Raw genomic sequence first — 16,889 nt, forward strand, 5'->3', positions numbered from 1 at the left:
ATGGCAGCGTTTGAATATAAAGCCCTTGATAGCAATGGCAAACAACAAAAAGGCGTCATTGAAGCTGATACTGCTCGCCATGCACGTAGTCAATTACGTGAACAGCGCTTGATGCCAATAGAGCTACAACCGGTTGCAGAGAAAGAAGCAAAAGCTAAAACGGGTGGCTTTAAATTATTCCAACGTGGTATTTCAGTTGCAGAGTTAGCACTTATTACACGCCAAATAGCGACACTGGTTGCAGCTGGTTTGCCGATTGAAGAATCATTAAAAGCAGTAGGTCAACAGTGTGAAAAGGACAGGCTTGCTAGTCTAGTGATGGCAGTTCGTTCTCGTGTTGTTGAAGGCTATAGCTTGGCAGATTCACTTGCCGAATATCCCCATGTTTTTGATGATTTATATCGTGCAATGGTGGCATCTGGTGAGAAGTCAGGCCATTTAGAAGTGGTATTGAACCGTTTGGCGGATTATACCGAACGCCGTCAGCAATTAAAGTCAAAGCTCACTCAAGCAATGATTTATCCAATTGTATTGACCGTCGTTGCGATTGGCGTTATTGCCGTATTATTAGCAGCCGTTGTCCCAAAAGTTGTGGGGCAATTTGAGCATATGGGGCAAGAGTTACCAGGAACGACCCAGTTCTTAATTTTAGCTTCTGATTTTGTGCAAGCATATGGATTAGTCGTACTAGGCCTGTTATTCGCAGCGTTTGTACTGTTTAAGCAGATGCTCAAAAAACCGAACTTTCGGATGCACTTTGATACTTGGTTATTAAAAGCGCCAGTTATAGGTAAGGTCAGCAAGGGCATCAATACCGCTCGTTTTGCACGAACATTAAGTATTTTGTCTGCGAGTTCTGTTCCGCTTCTTGAAGGGATGAGAATTGCCAGTGAAGTATTATTGAATGTGAAAGTACGCGCCGCAGTTGATGATGCTACTGCAAGAGTACGTGAAGGTACTAGTTTAGGGGCTGCGCTCACAAATACTAAACTTTTCCCGCCTATGATGCTCTATATGATTGCATCGGGTGAAAAAAGTGGTCAGTTAGAGCAAATGCTAGAACGTGCTGCTGATAACCAAGACAGTGAGTTTGAATCTAATGTGAACATCGCATTAGGGGTATTCGAACCTATGCTTGTTGTTAGCATGGCGTCAGTGGTGCTGTTTATTGTCATGGCTATTTTACAGCCTATTTTAGAATTAAATAACTTGATCAGTGGTTAAACCGATTAGGTTATTAAGGTAATTTTTATCACGCACTTTGTCGTGCGTATCGGAGGAAGTCGTCAATGCAAGTCAATCGTAAACAACGTGGTTTTACCCTCTTAGAAGTGATGGTGGTAATCGTTATTCTGGGTATCTTAGCCTCAATGGTTGTTCCCAACTTAATGGGTAACAAAGATAAAGCGGATTTACAAAAAGCAGTTTCAGACATTGTAGCTTTAGAAAATGCATTGGATATGTACCGCTTAGACAACAGTGTATACCCAACAACTGACCAAGGTTTAGATGCATTAGTGCAAAAGCCAACGTCTTCGCCAGAGCCTCGTAACTACCGTCCAGATGGTTATTTAAAGCGTTTACCACAAGATCCATGGCGTAATGATTATTACCTACTAAGCCCAGGTGAGAATGGTCGTATCGATATTTTCAGTGCAGGTCCTGACGGACAAGTGGGCACTGAAGACGATATTGGTAACTGGAATTTACAAAACTTCCAGTAATGGAAGCTTGAGATAATTCAATGAAGTTTACACGCCAAGCTGGGTTCACTCTTTTAGAGGTGTTATTGGTTGCACTGCTGATGGGCTTAACTGCAGCAGCAGTCACCATGACGACGAACACAGCCGGACCAGAGCAGGCGTTAACTAAAACAGCTCGACAATTTATAGCAACCACTGAGTTAGTGATTGAAGAAACCATCCTCAGTGGCCAGTTTTTAGGGATTGTCGTAGAAGAAGATGAATACCAATTTGTATATTACAAAGACGGTAAATGGGAACCGCTAACAGGTGATAGACAGCTTGCTCCACAACAAATGGAGGAAGGTGTCATGATGAGCCTGCTACTGGACGGTTTGCCATTAGTACAAGACGATGAAGAAGATGAGTCATGGTTCGATGAGCCACTCATTGATGAAAGCAAAGAAGACAAGAAGAAAAACCCAGAGCCGCAAATTTTGTTATTTCCAAGCGGTGAAATGTCGACATTTGAATTGAGTTTTTTAACTGATGATGCCAATGGCAAAGAAGTTGAAGTCTTAGTTGTCGGTGACTCAATGGGACGATTAGCGCTAGGAAGTTTCGATGAAGACTTGTAAAGGCATGACGCTACTCGAAGTCATCGTTGCGTTAGCAGTGTTTTCGATTGCAGCCGTTGCCGTCACTAAAAGTATCGGTGATCAAATGGCGAACCTACCGATATTAGAAGAAAGAACCCTTGCGCAATGGGTTGCGAGTAATCAGATGGTTGAAGCCAGATTAATTCAGCAATTTCCTGAACTTGGTACTAAAAATGGCCAAGTCGAACTCGCAGGAAAAGATTGGTATTGGCGTCAAGAAGTGGTTAAAACCACAGACGACAATTTCCGTATGATAAGAATTTTAGTGAGCGATGAAGATAGGTTTAACCGAACCGTTGCCCAAGTGAGTAGTTATGTTCACAACGAAGGTTAAATCACAAAAGCATAATCAGTTAGGGTTTACCCTATTAGAAATGCTGATCTCAATAGCCATTTTCGCCATGATCGGATTGGCCGCCAATGCTGTGCTATCGACTGTGATGAAAAATGATGAAGCGACCAAAGAGTTTTCGGTTCGACTCAAAGCGTTGCAACAAGGGTTTGGGATTATTGAGCGAGACTTAGGCCAAATCGTGGCGCGAACTCAGCGTGGTTTTGATGGTGAGCGTACAACATCTGTATTTCAAACCGGTGATAATATGCTGGATTCTGAAACTGAAGCCTTAGTGTTTTTCCGCTTAGGTTGGTTGAATCCAGATGGCATGTTACCTCGTGGTAGTTTGCAGTCTGTTGCTTATGTTGTTCAAGATGGCCGCTTAGAGCGTTGGTATTATCCTTACCCAGAGCCAGAGGTCGGTGCAGAGCCGTTAAAAAGTTTAATCGTGAAAGATGTCGTTTCCATTGAGTATTCATTTTTTGTAGGTGATAAATGGGAGCGAAAAGTTGATGCTTCTACCTTACCGCTTGCGATAGCGATGGAAGTTGAGATTGAAGGCTTAGGCACCATTGAACGTCGTTTTTTACTACCTAAAGGTGGAGATAGCTCAAGCACCGGCAGCGGTGGTAATAGTGGTGGCAATAATGGTGACAATAGCGATAGCAGCGACACTGATGAAACCGGAGAAAAGACTGAAGGTGACGACACATGATGAAGTCACAATTACCGGGGTTTCGTAAACAGCGCGGAGTGGCGTTATTAGTTGTACTGTTGATTGTGGCATTGGTTGTGATTATCGCTACCAACATCACCAGCCGTAACCAGTTATCTATGCGCCGAACGTTAAACTTGGCGCAATATGACCAAGCATATTGGTATGCTATTTCTGCAGAAGAGTTAGCGAAAAAGATTTTAAAGCAAGATATGGAAGACAGTGATGGCACTGTGCATCGCCAACAATATTGGGCACTGGCTGATGTTATTTTTCCTGCCGAGTACGGTGAAATTGGTGGCGAAATTCAGGATATGCGCTCCTGTTTCAATATCAATGCGTTATCTGTGACTTCGACAGAAGTTGAGAATGGTCAGCCCAAGCTCAGTTTAGCGGCAAGCCAATATAAAGCGTTATTAGCCGCACTGGGGATGGACGAGTTTGGTGCAGAAAGGCTGACTCATACCTTGGTTGATTATATTGATGATGACACAGTTTCTATGCCTTATGGTGCTGAAGATGCGGATTATGAATCGCGTAATATCCCGTATCGAGCAGCGAATACTTTGATGAGTCATCATAGTGAATTAAGGGCGGTGATTGGCTATAACCAGCAAGTGTATACCACGTTATTACCTTATATTTGTGCGATACCAGGTAACAACCAACAGTTATTGAATGTCAACACCATTGAAGTAGAACAAGCCGCATTACTTGTTGGCATGTTAGATAACAAAATTTCATTGAGTGATGCCGAAAGCTTGATTAACCAAAGACCTGCTGATGGTTTCGAAACTGCTGCAGAGTTTTGGGAGAATAATACGCTTGCTAGTTTAGCGACTGAGAGCAATATGAAGTCGAGTATTGTAGTGGACAGTAATTTCTTTTTACTGAAAGCGGGCGCTAAAGTTGATAATGCCATGTTCAGAATGGACAGTGTGCTACAGCGAAGCGGTGATAAATTTGACGTGTTGACTCGCCAGTATGGTGGGCAACAGTAATGAATAAGAGAAACAACCTGCTGCACAGTTTTTTGAAACCCTTGCAGCCAGTGGAGAGTAACAGTGTCTGAACGGCTTTTTATCCGATTAGGTAAAACATCAGAAAGCCCATGTTCTTGGCTAGTTTGGTCAGAGCAGGAGCAAGAAATTATCGCCTCTGGCGAGTTAAGTGATGCAGCAAGCCTATCAAGTTTAACTGAGCGTGCTGGAAATCGCCCTGTTGATGTATTAGTGCCAGCGTCAAGCATGACATTGACTCAAATTGAATTACCTGAGAAAAACCAGCGCCAAGCATTGAAAGCATTGCCTTTTATGCTAGAAGAAACGATTGCATCTGATGTTGAAGATATGCACTTTGTCGTTGGACCTCGTGATGGTGAGCAGCTGAACGTGGTTGCAGTTGCCCATGAGCAAATGCAAGATTGGTTATCTTGGCTGCTTGATGCCGGTATGAAGGTAAAACGTATCGTACCTGATTGTTTAGCATTACCATTAGAACAGTGTCGCTGGGCGGCACTGGATATGGGTGATGAACTGTTATTACGCACGGGTGAAGGAAGCGGTGTTAGTCTGCCTAAAACATGGTTAGATTTTGCATTACCGCAACTGATGCCTGAACAGCAAGAAGATCAAGCTCCCCTCAATATTGCAGCTTACAGCGAAGATTTAGTCTTTATGGGAGCGGAAGTTGAGCCTAAACCCCTAGATTTACCTATGATGGTTTTGGCTAAAGGCATTATCCAAGCGCCGATCAATTTACTCAGTGGCATTTATCAGCCAAAGCGTGAATACAGTAAACATTTAATGTTATGGCGTAATGTCGCCATTATTATGGCGGTAGCGATCATTTTATCTCTAGTCAATAAAGGCTTAACGATTTATCAGCTAGAAGCGCAAACTGCTGAAGTTAAGCAACAAAGTGAAGCGATTTTTAAAAGAGTCAGTCCAGGTATTAATCGTATTGTTAATATCCGCTCGCAAATGGATTCTCAGTTACGCAGTATGCAAGGTCAGGGTGGTGGAGCGGCATTTTTTGAAATGCTTGATGGCTTAAAAGATGCTTTTGAAAAGGTACCGGATTTAAAACCAAATTCTTTACGTTTTGATGCCAACCGTAATGAACTGCGTATGCAAGTGACGGCCAAAACTTATGACCAAGTCGATAAGTTTAAAGAGTTAGTTGAAACACGATATGACCTTGATATGGGTGCAATCAATAGCGGTGAAGACGAAGTGAATACAACCCTAACATTGAGGGGCAAATAAGATGGAAAATTTGCAAGCTTGGTGGAAAGGCTTAGCCCTCAGAGAGCAGCAGCTTGTCGCCAGCTGTGGTGTGTTTGTCATTATTGGTATTATATATTGGGGAATTTGGAGCCCGATTTCTTCAGCTGCTGAAAATGCTGAAATGAGGCACCAATCAGAATTACAAACACTCAACTATGTCAAACAAACGGCTAATAAAATCGCAGGTTTGAAGCAATCAGGCTCGAAACCAACGTCAACTGGCAGCCTCAGTTCTGTGGTCAATCAACTTGCGGGTCAATATAAGTTAGAAATCACACGAATGCAGCCTCAGGGTGATAAAATCCAGTTGTGGATGGATGATGTGCCTTTTGACAGCTTATTGAATTATTTACATGAGCTGGTTGAACAAAAAGGCTTAACCCTTGAAAGTGTGGATTTATCAGAGTCTGATGTGGCCGGTTTTGTCAAAGTACGTCGTATTCAGCTGTCTAAGTAAGCAGGTATTGTAGTGAGTTTGATTAAAAAAATAGTAATAGGCGTTGTTATTTATCTCGCCTTTATGGTGGCTTACATTCCTGCTAATTGGGTAGTAGGCATTGCGCCGTTACCTAATAACATAAAAGTGAGTGGTGTATCAGGCACGTTATGGCAAGGTCATGCTGAGCTGGTATCTATTGATCGTCGCATCATTGAACAAGTGAGCTGGGACATGAACCCATGGGCATTGTTTATTGGCCAAGTGAACCTTGATGTCAACATTGGTAATCGTGCGACAGCAGTCAGTGGACAAGGAGATATCACTTGGTCGTTATCAGGTATATCAGCTGAAAATTTACGTTTTGAAGCGCCAAATTCATTTTTGTTAGGAAATAGCCGTCTGCCATTCAGAACGAAAGTGAATGGTGATGTTAGCTTGATTGTTGAACGTCTTGAGCAAGGTGAGCCATGGTGTGAACAGCTGTCAGGTAAGTTATTTTTAAATCGTATTGATGTAAAAAACCAGTTTGGAGAGTATCCATTAGGTAACATTGCATTAGGGTTGAAGTGTATTGATGGCATGGTACAGTTAAATACTGATGACACAATGAACCAAATGGGTATTGAAGGGATTGCAAGTTTAGGCGAAAGTAATCGCTTTTCTGTCAGCGCTAAAATTAAGCCAACACCAGAACAACCAGAAGATCTTACTCAAGCATTATCCTTCCTAGGTAAGCAAGATAGCCAAGGATATTACCCGATTAATTATAACGGCGTAATTCCAGGTATGTAGACTGGCAGCTTCAATAAAAAAGGCATGTTAATCACATGCCTTTTTTGTTTTTAATTCCAAAAGTAATCTACGCGTCGAGTAGATCCTGATGCAGCATTTGGTAATCATGAATGGCAGGGAAGTCGACAAAGTCTTTATGAGGTTTTTGGCTGTCAGGGTTGGATATACCAAGTTGATAACCAATTCCCGCTTTTTTCGACGCTTCTAAAATGTGCTCATTATCATCAACAAATAAACAACGGCTTGGATTAAGACTGAATTGACGAATTGCATGCTCCCAAAAATTAGGGTGCTCTTTAGGGTAGCCTGTTTCGTGGCTTGAAAAAGTTGCATCAAGTCCGTGTGCAAGTTCAGTATGTTCAAGTTTTAATGCTAAGCTTTTGGGATGAGCATTTGTCATTAATATCCGCTGTTTCCCTGCTGTTTTTAGTGCATTAAGAAAGGGCATACTGTCTTGACGCATTTGAATTCGCTCTGCCAAGGAATAATGCAAAGTTAAAATATCCAAACCAAGCTTTTCTTGCCAATAATCAATGCAATACCAATCTAATGTTCCTTCTACCTTTTGGTAAGATTGCTCGACTAATTGTTGCGCTTGGGTTACTGATATCTGCCGCTGTTGGCTCAATTGTTGTGGCACTAAAGATAACCAAAAGTGATTATCAAAGTGTAAATCGAGTAGGGTGCCATCCATATCGAGTAAAACTGTGTCTATCTTATGCCAAGGAAACATGAAAATTCCAGTTGTAGAATATAGCTAGGGTAGTAAGATTGTAACTTGTCTATCTAAATTCGTCATATATGAGGTTTGAATGACAACTCGGCATAAAAAGCCTGACATCCTTCATCGTGAAATAGTAGCAAAAAGTCGTCTATTTCAAATTGAGCAGCTGCACTTAAAGTTTTCTAATGGCGTAGAGCGTCAATATGAAAGAATGAGTGGCGGTAGCCGTGGTGCAGTAATGATTGTCCCTGTGCATCAAGGTCAATTATTGTTAGCCAAAGAATATGCCGCAGGTACCGATAATTATGAACTGGGTTTCCCTAAAGGCTTGATTGATCCTGGAGAAGAGGCCGCTGAAGCTGCTAACCGAGAGCTACAAGAGGAAATCGGTTTTGCCAGTAACAAACTGACTTTATTAAAAGAACTCAGTTTAGCGCCTGGCTACTTTGCCAGTAAAATGCAGATTTTTATTGCAGAAGACTTATATGAAAGTCGCCTTGAAGGTGATGAGCCTGAACCAATAGAGGTCATTCCATATCCTTTAGAAGATTGGCAAACCTTGCTTGAAGATGCTGACTTTTCTGAATCACGAAGTGTCAGTGCATTATTTCTTGCACAGCAGTTTTTAGCAAAATAGCGGTTATTAATTAAAATAAAAACAAAATATTAGCCGATGAAAGCTACTAAAAAAGCCTAAGTTGGACTAACTTGACAGTATTCAGCGTATTATTTGGCGATTGGAGTGGGTATGAAGCCAGAAGAAGTAATTGAACAAGTCATCAAAATTGCCACTGAAGCAGGGCAAAAAATTCGAGATATTTATGTCAAAGGTGACTTTGACAGAGAAATTAAGTCAGACAATACGCCTGTCACTTCAGCTGATTTAGCGGCAAATGAAATCATTTGTGCCGGCCTCGCAGCATTAACCCCAGATATTCCCATTTTGAGTGAAGAAGCTGCCGATATTCCATTTGAAGAACGTGCTGAATGGCAGCGTTATTGGTTGGTTGATCCTTTAGACGGTACTGGTGAATTTATCGCCGGCAGCGGTGATTTTTCCGTTATTATCGCACTCGTTGAACATAATCGCCCTGTTATGGGGATTGTTTATGTGCCGATGACAAACGTTTGTTATTACGCCATTGCTGGGCTTGGGGCGTATAAGCGTGATACTAAGAATGAAGTTCGCATCATGAGCAGACAAATTGGTGACATTGAACAGTCAGGTTTGAAACTTGCAGTGAGTCGTCGTCAAGATCCGCAGTCAGTGCTTAAATTATTAAGTCATCCTAATAGTTGTGAGTTAGTGGTCCTTGGTGGCGCAGCGTTAAAGAGTTGCCTTGTTGCTGAAGGACGTGCCGATTGTTATGTACGCCTAGGCCCAACAGGTGAGTGGGATACTGGTGCAGCGCAAATTATTCTTGAAGAAGCTGGCGGCGCGTTAATGGATATCAATTTACAGCCAATGAGTTATAACGAACGAGAAACGCTCGAAAACCCTAACTTTATCGTTGTTGGCAGTCCAAGTTTAGCTTGGGATGATATTCTCACTAAATAGTTTTTGCATTCAACTATGCCTTAAGCCCTCTATTGAGGGCTTTTTTGTGTCTGAACAAGCCTCATTATGATTATTGAATGAATAAAAAATTATTATGAACATTGTTTTTTATTTTGTTTGTTGTTAGTTTAACCACATTAGTTAATTACAATAGGGATTATGATGGCGCGAAGGAAGGAACATACTCATGAAGAAATTAATGAGATGGCCATAGTTGCAGTCATGGAATACTTACAAGCAGCTTCGCTTGATGGTTTGTCACTTCGCAAAGTGGCCAGTCAAATAGGCTATGCACCTAGTACCTTAATTAATATCTATGGGTCATATCAACAATTACTCTTACGTGTTTCTGAGCGAGTTTTGGTGAACTTATACCAACACCTAGCCGATCTTAATGTTGACTGCTCTCAAGATGAACCTATCAATATCATAGAAGCCATGGCACATGGATATTGCCAATTTGCTTTTGAACATAAGGCTGGCTTTAAGCTCGTGTTTGAAATTTCAGCGCCAGACAATGTGTCATTGTCATCTAGTCATCAGCACGCTATTGATTCATTATTTGGATTGATTTCGCAGCAGTTAAAACATGTTTTTGCACAGGCGTCAGAACAACAAATTACATTAATGAGCCGAGTGTTATGGGGGGGGATTCATGGATTAACTTGCTTAGCGATTGATGGAAAGTTATTTACCACTGAAACCGAAATACCAGCAATGCTCAGTAGTCATGTACAAGGCTACATTTTAGGAATGACAAAAAACAAGGATGCAGCATGTTAATCTCTAGACGATTCTTTCCCTATTTTGTTACTCAGTGTCTTGGGGCACTGAATGACAACATTTATAAAAATGTGCTGTTGCTATTGGTGACTTATAGCCAAGTTAACGAATTACCCATTAGCGTTAATATGTTTGTAAATCTGGCGGCGGGTGTTTTTATCTTACCTTTCTTTTTGTTTTCAGCCCACGCAGGTATGGTGGCTGATAATGTTGATAAAGCCATGCTCATACGACGATTAAAGTTGATTGAGTTTATTATCATGTCATGTGCTGCGGTCGCTATTCTGTCTCAAAGCTATTTGGTGATGTTATTACTCCTGTTTTTAATGGGCACGCAGTCTGCGTATTTTGGCCCTGTTAAATATTCTTTATTGCCACAAACGCTAAAAGAAAATGAACTTGTTACTGGTAATGCTTGGGTTGAGATGGGGACATTTATTTCAATTCTTGTGGGGACGTTATCTGCAGGGTTAATTGTTGCGAGTGATAATAGCTTAGTAGCCGCTTCTGCAACCGTTGTCACTCTTGCTGCAATTGGTTATCTATCAAGTCGAGCAATTCCAGCTTTACCACCTCAAGGCAAGATTGAAAAAATTCGCTTTACGCCACTTTCTGGTACTTGGCGCAGTATTGCTAAAGTGCGTCAAACCCCAAGTATTTGGATGGCAATTTTGGCCATCAGTTGGTTTTGGTTTTTAGGTGCAACTTATCTGACTCAATTTCCTAATTTTGCCAAGTTACACCTTCATGCTGATGCGACAGTGGTATCGCTATTACTGGCGTTATTTTCAATTGGCATTGCGGTAGGCTCGTGGATTTGTGAGCGAGTTTCTTATGGTCATGTTGAATTGGGCGTCATTCCATTTGGCGTGTTGGGGTTAACGGTATTTGGTGTGGATTTAATTTTTGCTATACCGCCAGCGCCGGTTGATTTGAGTACCGTGTATAGCTTTAGCACTTTTATTGCTGCATCCCAGCATTATAGAGTCATGGCTGACTTATTTATGGTGGGCCTAAGTGGTGGACTGTTCATTGTTCCGTTATATGCCTTTATTCAGTCTAGAGCAGAAAAAGGCGAGTGCGCACAAGCTATAGCAGCAAATAATATTGTTAATGCCTTTTTCATGGTAACTGCAGCGGTGTTATCCATCGTATTGCTTGGGCTCTTAGAATGGAGCATTCCACAGCTATTCTTATTACTTGCAGCCTTGAATACTGTGGTGGCTTTGTATGTTTATTCACAGGTGCCTGAGTTTGCTCAACGCTTCGTGAGCTATATTCTTAGCCATGTCATGTACCGAGTTAACGTAACAGGGCGTGAACATATTCCAGCTCAGGGAGCAGGTGTTATTGTGTGTAACCATGTGAGTTACGTTGATGCACTGATTATTATGGGATCTTCAACGCGACCGATGCGTTTTGTTATGGATAAGTCTATTAGTGAAATACCACTTTTAAAGTATTTGTTCCGTCATGCTGGTGTTATTCCGATTTGTTCGCCAAAACAATGTGAAAAGACCTATGAGCAGGCATTTGAACACATTCATCAAGCGCTAAATAACGAAGAGCTTGTGTGTATTTTTCCTGAAGGTCGATTATCCGCCGATGGCGATATTGCTGAGTTTAGACCTGGTATTGAAAGAATCCTAGCTGCCGACCCTGTATCCGTCACACCAATGGCGTTAAAAGGCTTATGGGGATCATACTTTAGCCATAAAGGTGGTCATGCTTTAACGACGAGACCAAAGCGTTTCTGGTCGAGAGTTGAAGTCAACATTGGTGAGACTGTAAATGGTGTTGAATTAGGTCGGCATGGTTTGCATCAGCAGGTAAGCGAGTTGTTTGAGCGCAAGTCATAAAGGGTCCATGACCCGATAATGTATATGCTCATGGCAGAGTGCTGAATGTGTGTTGTGACATTCATTCTGGCGAAACAAAAAACGGCTACCGAGTAAGGTAGCCGTTTCACAATATTGATAATTACTAACGTTAATATGCAGCGGTTAAGCTTTTCCAGTTTTTCTTTTGAGCTAACAGGCGTGCTTTTAACTCTTCAACTTGCAGGTTTAGCTGCTGGACGCTCAATTCTTTGCGCTTGGCTTCTAGTAAACTCTTTTTAGCTTGATAGTATTCCATCAAGTGCTGCTTCATGAGTTCATATTCAGCTTGGAAATTAGCAATGATCTCGTCACAGTTAGGTAAATGCGCCACTTTGTCCTGTGCTCTAAGTAATTGCATTTGTAATTTGGCACTTTCTATTCGTTCTTGAGGAACCACTCTTAAATCACTTGCAAGGCCAACCCATTGCATCGACTTAATGAGCCATTTTGTTGGGTCGTAATGCCACCATTTAATGCCATTACGGTAATCATTTTCGAAAATATGATGGAAGTTATGATAACCCTCGCCATAGGTTAATAATGCGATAACACCATTATCTCGAGCCGTATTTTTATTGGTATATGGCTGACTGCCCCAGATGTGAGCCAGTGAGTTAATAAAGAAAGTACAATGATGTACGACAACCAAGCGAAGTAATCCTGCCATTAATACCATTGAAATAATGTCACCATTTAACCAGCCTAAAAATGCAGGCAGGCCAATATTCATTATGACAACCAATGATAAGTAATGTTTGTGCTGCCACATAACAATGGCATCTTTTTGTAAATCACGAACATTGTTGTAGTCATGGTAGCGACTAGCTTGGTACTCGCGTAGCATCCAACCAATATGGCTGTACCAAAACCCCTTTTTAGCAGAGTAAGGATCTTTATCGTTGTTATCGACGTGCTTATGATGAACTCGATGATCTGAAGACCAATGCAGCGCACTATTTTGTAGTGCAAGAGCTCCGCCCAATGCAAATAAGAATCGCATGACAGGATGTGCTTTATAAGCTTTATGGGACCAAAGGCGATGATACCCCGCAGTAATCGATAAGCCACTTGCAAAAGCAAGCACGACAAATGCTATCCATTCGATGGCCTCAAATCCATGGGTCATGCCACGCCATGGAACCAAAGTAATAGCGCCTAATAGCGTGAGTGCAAATAGTGATGTGTTTAACCAAATAATCGGTGGTTTTTTCATTAAGATAATCCAAAAATCTTATTGGGCGTACAGTTGTACGCTAATTTAACTTACCCTCAATATATGGTCAACCCTTATGGGGCTGTGTTTCTTTGTTAAAAACGGTATTATCTGTGCACTATCATTTACTAAATGGATCTTTACATGGGTGTAAGAGCATTACAGAAAGAAAAAACCCGTCGTGCATTGGTAGATGCCGCTTTTAATCAACTCAGTGCTGAGCGTAGCTTTTCAAGCTTAAGTTTACGTGAGGTTGCAAGAGAGGCTGGCATAGCGCCAACTTCTTTTTACCGTCACTTTAAAGACATGAATGAACTCGGTTTAACCATGGTCGATGAAGGTGGTCTGACATTGCGACAAATGATGCGTAAAGGTCGCCAGCGTGCCGAAGCAGGTGGCAGTGTTATTCGTATCTCAGTTGATACTTTCATTGAAGTGCTAGAATCAAATCCCAATGTTTTTCGTATTCTTCTGCATGAACGTTCAGGGACTTCTGCGGCATTTCGTGCTGCTGTTGCGAGAGAGATTGAGCACTTTATTTCGGAGTTGTCTCATTACACTGAAGCTACCGCTGGTAGAACACCTATGTTAGCGAGAGTTCAAGCTGAAGCCTTAGTGACCTTAGTGTTTAATGCTGGCGCATCGGCATTAGATATGAAACGAGCTGATAGAAAAGTATTAGCGGATCATTTGGTTTTACAATTACGCATGGTTGCTAAAGGTGCTGAAGCGCTACAGCATAAAGTAGAAACTAAATAAATTAAGCTATTAGGCAATAAAAAGGCGATGCTGTTTACACAGCATCGCCTTTTTATTGCAGTGTGATTATTTACGCTCTAAAAGTACACCTGATTCCATATGATCGGTATATGGGAATTGGTCGAACAGTGCAAATCGAGTGATTTTATGTGTTTCACTCAGTTTGGTTAAGTTTGCTTTCAACGTGTCAGGGTTGCACGAAATATACAAAATTCGGTCATAGTTTTGCATTAAGCTAAGCGTATTGTCGTCAATACCTGCACGCGGCGGGTCAACAAATATGGTATTACAGTTATAACTGTCTAAATCGATACCTTCTAAACGACGATAGCGACGTTTTTTAGCCATTGCATCACTAAAATCTTCAGCTGACATTCTGATAATTTGAAGATTATCGACATCATTAATAGCAATGTTATATTGCGCAGCGTCCACAGAAGGCTTTGCTAGCTCAGTTGCTAATACACGTTCAAAGTTTTGCGCTAACGCAATTGAAAAATTGCCATTACCACAATAAAGCTCTAATAAATCACCCGTACTATTTTGAGTCGTTGAAATAGCCCATTCAAGCATTTTAACTGACACTTTAGCATTAGGTTGAGTAAAGCTATTTTCAATTTGTTTATACTGTAAATCTTTACCATTGACAGTTAAGGACTCAACCACGAAATCTTTATCTAAATCAATTTTTTGTTTGCGGGCACGACCGATAAAATTCACATTGAACTTTTTAGATAGACGTTGCTTCATGAGTTCAGCTTCTTCTCGCCATTCATCATTCAATTGACGATGATAAAGAAGTGAGACTAAGATCTCGCCACTAAGAGTAGATAAAAAATCGACCTGGAATAATTTAAAGCGAAGTGCATGGTTTGGACGAAGTTCTTCCATCAATGCTGTCATCATCTCATTGATAAGCACTCCAGCAGGTAAGTATTGCTCGCAACGAACTTTTTCATTCAATGCTTTGTCAAACATGTAATAGTATAAGTCGTCACCATCATGCCAGACTCGAAATTCCGCTCGCATACGGTAGTGAGCTGGCTCAGAACCAAAAACTTCTAAACTTGGCGGAGTAAACTCAGCAAAGGCAGCTTCAAGCTTGACACGTTTTTGTTCGAGTTGCGCATCATAGTTCTTAGGATCCATTGCTGCTAAATTCATTTTGTTCCACCATATGCTGTAAAATAAGGGCGCAAATATTATACTACACACCGCTGATGTCCAGTAGAACGGCGAAGTCTTAGAATATTAACAACAGAAATCGATGAATTTCACTTATTAACCCCATTCAATGGAGATTAACTTGGGCGGTCCCATACTCATTTTCGATTCAGGCATAGGTGGCTTATCCGTGTTTGAACATGTTCATAAAAAATTGTCTCAGCATGATATCTATTACTTATTTGATAATGCGCGTTTGCCATATGGAGATTTAAGTGAACAAGAGTTAATTGATGGCTGCGTTAAGTTAGTTGTTACACAAGCAAAACAGTTAAACGCTTCGATAGTTGTTGTGGCCTGTAATAGTGCAAGTACCTTAGTGTTACCTGAACTAAGAAAACAACTTAGCATTCCAGTTGTTGGTGTCGTGCCAGCAATAAAACCAGCAGCACAACAAACCACAAGCCAGCATATTGCATTGCTTGCTACACCAGGCACTGTTAATAGAGCCTATACCCAAGAATTGATCACTGAATTTGCGAGTGGTTGCCAAGTAGATTTAATTGGCTCTTCTGAATTAGTACTAATAGCAGAAGACAAAGCGGGACGAAAATGTGTTGATATAAAGAAAATTGAACAGATTTTACAACCTATTCAAAACTCATCTATTGATACCGTGGTGTTGGGTTGCACTCATTTTCCGTTTTTACGCCAAGAAATAGCACAAGTTTTAGGTGCTAAAATATTACTACTTGATTCAGGTAGTGCGATTGCTACACGAGTGTTGTTTTTGATAGGTAGTCAAAGTAAGAGTCAGAATTGTGATGTGATTTTAAAAGCTGGGTATACAGCTGAGATTGGGGATGGGCTAAAACAGACATTAACTGACTATGGCTTTACACAACTTGAGTGTCTTTCCATAGCCAGCTAACGATATAACTAATCTTTATTTTGATCCGCTGGATCTGATTCTTGTGATTTAGCTTCTCTTACTTTTAAAGTACGTTCTTGGAAACTGTAATCATTTAGTTTGTTCATCGCCTTTTTAGCACCGGCTTCTGACATCTCAACGAAACCAAAACCTTTACGGCGACCTGTTTTTCTATCTCTCACTAAGCGTACTGAATTGACAGGACCATACTCCCCGAAAAGACTCTTCACTTCACCTTCATGTACACGGTATGGCAAGTTACCCACATACAGTGTCATAGTTGGGCCAACATAAGGCTCATTTGAAGCCGCTGCGGTTGAAGTTGGAACGAAAGTAAAAATAAGACTAGCTAACATTGCACCTGCAATAAAAGATATAACAAGTTGAACATTACTAGATAGAGCATAAATGATAACTGCGCCAATGAGCGCTGTAACTAAGGTAATAACAAATGACTTCTGCATAAGTTTATCTCTAATAAAAATGAAAAATGATAAATAACTGTTAAAAAGCATAGCTATGGTAATGAATTATTTGCGCTTTCACCATACTCTGACGAAAAAATGACCTTAAAACACCATAATTAGTTCATAACAAGTCAGGGAAATAGAATAAAACTGCTATAAAAACAGTCATAATAGTTAAAAATAAAACGATCTGCACAAAAGATCCTCATTCGATCTGAATATTTGCAAAAAGCCCTTGCACGGTTTCATAATCTCCCTATAATGCGCATCCACTGACACGGCAAACCACGCAATAGCATGGTGTACATGCCAAATCAGTTCACTGAAAAGTGACGCTGAAAAGAGTTTTTAAATTAGTTTAAAAATCACTTGACGCGATACGGGAATTGCGTAAAATACGCATCCCTAGCCACTCGGGCTTACCGAGATGCGCTAACGCTCTTTAACAATTTATCAAGTAATCTGTGTGGACACTCACAGGTGTTGAGTTAATCGAAATTG

The 16,889-nt window shown here is 41.0% G+C and carries 19 protein-coding genes; 15 read left to right on the forward strand and 4 right to left on the reverse strand.

Annotated features, from left to right (window positions below; all coding sequences use genetic code 11):
* The 9 genes from gspF (at window position 1) to AB4128_RS19190 (ending at window position 6,909) form a co-directional block, all read left to right on the forward strand.
* Complete coding sequence (gene gspF, locus AB4128_RS19150; protein WP_055024200.1) at window positions 1-1,224, forward strand: type II secretion system inner membrane protein GspF; 1,224 nt, start codon at window positions 1-3, stop codon at window positions 1,222-1,224.
* A 65-nt stretch (window positions 1,225-1,289) separates the two neighbouring features.
* Window positions 1,290-1,724, forward strand: a complete 435-nt coding sequence (gspG, locus tag AB4128_RS19155) for a type II secretion system major pseudopilin GspG (protein ID WP_055024201.1) — start codon at window positions 1,290-1,292, stop codon at window positions 1,722-1,724.
* Between the two features lie 20 nt (window positions 1,725-1,744).
* Window positions 1,745-2,320 (forward strand): type II secretion system minor pseudopilin GspH, encoded by a 576-nt coding sequence (gene gspH, locus AB4128_RS19160; RefSeq protein WP_055024202.1) that lies wholly within the window; start codon window positions 1,745-1,747, stop codon window positions 2,318-2,320.
* Window positions 2,307-2,675: a type II secretion system minor pseudopilin GspI gene (gene gspI / locus AB4128_RS19165; RefSeq protein ID WP_055024203.1), complete on the forward strand. Its 369-nt coding sequence runs from the start codon at window positions 2,307-2,309 to the stop codon at window positions 2,673-2,675. Before gspH ends, gspI begins: the two co-directional genes overlap by 14 nt.
* Complete coding sequence (gspJ, locus tag AB4128_RS19170) at window positions 2,656-3,390, forward strand: type II secretion system minor pseudopilin GspJ (RefSeq protein WP_055024204.1); 735 nt, start codon at window positions 2,656-2,658, stop codon at window positions 3,388-3,390. The genes gspI and gspJ overlap by 20 nt, the downstream gene beginning before the upstream one ends.
* Window positions 3,390-4,391, forward strand: coding sequence for a type II secretion system minor pseudopilin GspK (gene gspK, locus AB4128_RS19175; RefSeq protein WP_372038659.1), 1,002 nt, complete (start codon window positions 3,390-3,392; stop codon window positions 4,389-4,391). The genes gspJ and gspK overlap by 1 nt, the downstream gene beginning before the upstream one ends.
* Window positions 4,392-4,454: 63 nt before the next feature.
* Window positions 4,455-5,657 carry a type II secretion system protein GspL gene (gene gspL / locus AB4128_RS19180; protein ID WP_372038650.1) on the forward strand — a complete coding sequence of 401 codons (1,203 nt, stop codon included), beginning with the start codon at window positions 4,455-4,457 and terminating at the stop codon, window positions 5,655-5,657.
* A gap of 1 nt (window position 5,658) precedes the next feature.
* Complete coding sequence (locus AB4128_RS19185) at window positions 5,659-6,135, forward strand: type II secretion system protein M (protein WP_372038651.1); 477 nt, start codon at window positions 5,659-5,661, stop codon at window positions 6,133-6,135.
* 12 nt (window positions 6,136-6,147) lie between these two features.
* On the forward strand, window positions 6,148-6,909 hold the full coding sequence (locus AB4128_RS19190; protein ID WP_055024207.1) for a type II secretion system protein N: 762 nt from the start codon (window positions 6,148-6,150) through the stop codon (window positions 6,907-6,909).
* A 67-nt stretch (window positions 6,910-6,976) separates the two neighbouring features.
* Here the strand turns inward: AB4128_RS19190 and yrfG are convergent, their stop codons facing one another.
* Window positions 6,977-7,642, reverse strand: a complete 666-nt coding sequence (gene yrfG / locus AB4128_RS19195; protein WP_080917173.1) for a GMP/IMP nucleotidase — start codon at window positions 7,640-7,642, stop codon at window positions 6,977-6,979.
* A gap of 79 nt (window positions 7,643-7,721) precedes the next feature.
* On the opposite strand from yrfG, the gene nudE reads away from it, so the two are divergent.
* From nudE to AB4128_RS19215, 4 genes are all read left to right on the forward strand, one after another.
* The gene (gene nudE / locus AB4128_RS19200; RefSeq protein ID WP_055024209.1) at window positions 7,722-8,270 is read left to right on the forward strand and encodes an ADP compounds hydrolase NudE; all 549 of its coding nucleotides are present in this window, start codon (window positions 7,722-7,724) and stop codon (window positions 8,268-8,270) included.
* 111 nt (window positions 8,271-8,381) lie between these two features.
* On the forward strand, window positions 8,382-9,191 hold the full coding sequence (gene cysQ, locus AB4128_RS19205) for a 3'(2'),5'-bisphosphate nucleotidase CysQ (protein ID WP_055024210.1): 810 nt from the start codon (window positions 8,382-8,384) through the stop codon (window positions 9,189-9,191).
* A 162-nt stretch (window positions 9,192-9,353) separates the two neighbouring features.
* Entirely contained in the window at window positions 9,354-9,974 is a 621-nt protein-coding gene (locus tag AB4128_RS19210) for a TetR/AcrR family transcriptional regulator (protein ID WP_372038654.1), read from the forward strand.
* Complete coding sequence (locus tag AB4128_RS19215) at window positions 9,968-11,833, forward strand: MFS transporter (protein ID WP_372038656.1); 1,866 nt, start codon at window positions 9,968-9,970, stop codon at window positions 11,831-11,833. The genes AB4128_RS19210 and AB4128_RS19215 overlap by 7 nt, the downstream gene beginning before the upstream one ends.
* A gap of 130 nt (window positions 11,834-11,963) precedes the next feature.
* Here AB4128_RS19215 and AB4128_RS19220 read toward each other — a convergent pair whose 3' ends face one another.
* On the reverse strand, window positions 11,964-13,067 hold the full coding sequence (locus tag AB4128_RS19220) for a fatty acid desaturase (RefSeq protein ID WP_065110545.1): 1,104 nt from the start codon (window positions 13,065-13,067) through the stop codon (window positions 11,964-11,966).
* Between the two features lie 144 nt (window positions 13,068-13,211).
* Between AB4128_RS19220 and fabR the strand changes: the two genes are divergently transcribed.
* Window positions 13,212-13,826: an HTH-type transcriptional repressor FabR gene (gene fabR / locus AB4128_RS19225; RefSeq protein WP_055024214.1), complete on the forward strand. Its 615-nt coding sequence runs from the start codon at window positions 13,212-13,214 to the stop codon at window positions 13,824-13,826.
* A gap of 66 nt (window positions 13,827-13,892) precedes the next feature.
* On the opposite strand, the gene trmA is transcribed toward fabR, so the two are convergent.
* Window positions 13,893-14,990, reverse strand: a complete 1,098-nt coding sequence (gene trmA, locus AB4128_RS19230; RefSeq protein WP_192021746.1) for a tRNA (uridine(54)-C5)-methyltransferase TrmA — start codon at window positions 14,988-14,990, stop codon at window positions 13,893-13,895.
* A 142-nt stretch (window positions 14,991-15,132) separates the two neighbouring features.
* Between trmA and murI the strand changes: the two genes are divergently transcribed.
* Window positions 15,133-15,921, forward strand: coding sequence for a glutamate racemase (murI, locus tag AB4128_RS19235; protein WP_372038657.1), 789 nt, complete (start codon window positions 15,133-15,135; stop codon window positions 15,919-15,921).
* An 8-nt stretch (window positions 15,922-15,929) separates the two neighbouring features.
* On the opposite strand, the gene AB4128_RS19240 is transcribed toward murI, so the two are convergent.
* Window positions 15,930-16,385: an RNA-binding protein gene (locus AB4128_RS19240; RefSeq protein WP_055024226.1), complete on the reverse strand. Its 456-nt coding sequence runs from the start codon at window positions 16,383-16,385 to the stop codon at window positions 15,930-15,932.
* Window positions 16,386-16,889 lie beyond the last annotated feature (504 nt).

The sequence above is a fragment of the Shewanella sp. 10N.286.52.A9 genome, assembly GCF_041468985.1.
Lineage (GTDB): Bacteria > Pseudomonadota > Gammaproteobacteria > Enterobacterales > Shewanellaceae > Shewanella > Shewanella japonica.

What these genes read in the sequence shown, in the direction of transcription:
- gspF (WP_055024200.1), top strand. Translation starts at nt 1, where the DNA reads ATGGCAGCGTTTGAATATAAAGCCCTTGATAGCAATGGCAAACAACAA.
- gspG (WP_055024201.1), top strand. Translation starts at nt 1,290, where the DNA reads ATGCAAGTCAATCGTAAACAACGTGGTTTTACCCTCTTAGAAGTGATG.
- gspH (WP_055024202.1), top strand. Translation starts at nt 1,745, where the DNA reads ATGAAGTTTACACGCCAAGCTGGGTTCACTCTTTTAGAGGTGTTATTG.
- gspI (WP_055024203.1), top strand. Translation starts at nt 2,307, where the DNA reads ATGAAGACTTGTAAAGGCATGACGCTACTCGAAGTCATCGTTGCGTTA.
- gspJ (WP_055024204.1), top strand. Translation starts at nt 2,656, where the DNA reads ATGTTCACAACGAAGGTTAAATCACAAAAGCATAATCAGTTAGGGTTT.
- gspK (WP_372038659.1), top strand. Translation starts at nt 3,390, where the DNA reads ATGAAGTCACAATTACCGGGGTTTCGTAAACAGCGCGGAGTGGCGTTA.
- AB4128_RS19185 (WP_372038651.1), top strand. Translation starts at nt 5,659, where the DNA reads ATGGAAAATTTGCAAGCTTGGTGGAAAGGCTTAGCCCTCAGAGAGCAG.
- yrfG (WP_080917173.1), bottom strand. Translation starts at nt 7,642, where the DNA reads ATGTTTCCTTGGCATAAGATAGACACAGTTTTACTCGATATGGATGGC.
- nudE (WP_055024209.1), top strand. Translation starts at nt 7,722, where the DNA reads ATGACAACTCGGCATAAAAAGCCTGACATCCTTCATCGTGAAATAGTA.
- cysQ (WP_055024210.1), top strand. Translation starts at nt 8,382, where the DNA reads ATGAAGCCAGAAGAAGTAATTGAACAAGTCATCAAAATTGCCACTGAA.
- AB4128_RS19210 (WP_372038654.1), top strand. Translation starts at nt 9,354, where the DNA reads ATGGCGCGAAGGAAGGAACATACTCATGAAGAAATTAATGAGATGGCC.
- AB4128_RS19215 (WP_372038656.1), top strand. Translation starts at nt 9,968, where the DNA reads ATGTTAATCTCTAGACGATTCTTTCCCTATTTTGTTACTCAGTGTCTT.
- AB4128_RS19220 (WP_065110545.1), bottom strand. Translation starts at nt 13,067, where the DNA reads ATGAAAAAACCACCGATTATTTGGTTAAACACATCACTATTTGCACTC.
- fabR (WP_055024214.1), top strand. Translation starts at nt 13,212, where the DNA reads ATGGGTGTAAGAGCATTACAGAAAGAAAAAACCCGTCGTGCATTGGTA.
- trmA (WP_192021746.1), bottom strand. Translation starts at nt 14,990, where the DNA reads ATGAATTTAGCAGCAATGGATCCTAAGAACTATGATGCGCAACTCGAA.
- AB4128_RS19240 (WP_055024226.1), bottom strand. Translation starts at nt 16,385, where the DNA reads ATGCAGAAGTCATTTGTTATTACCTTAGTTACAGCGCTCATTGGCGCA.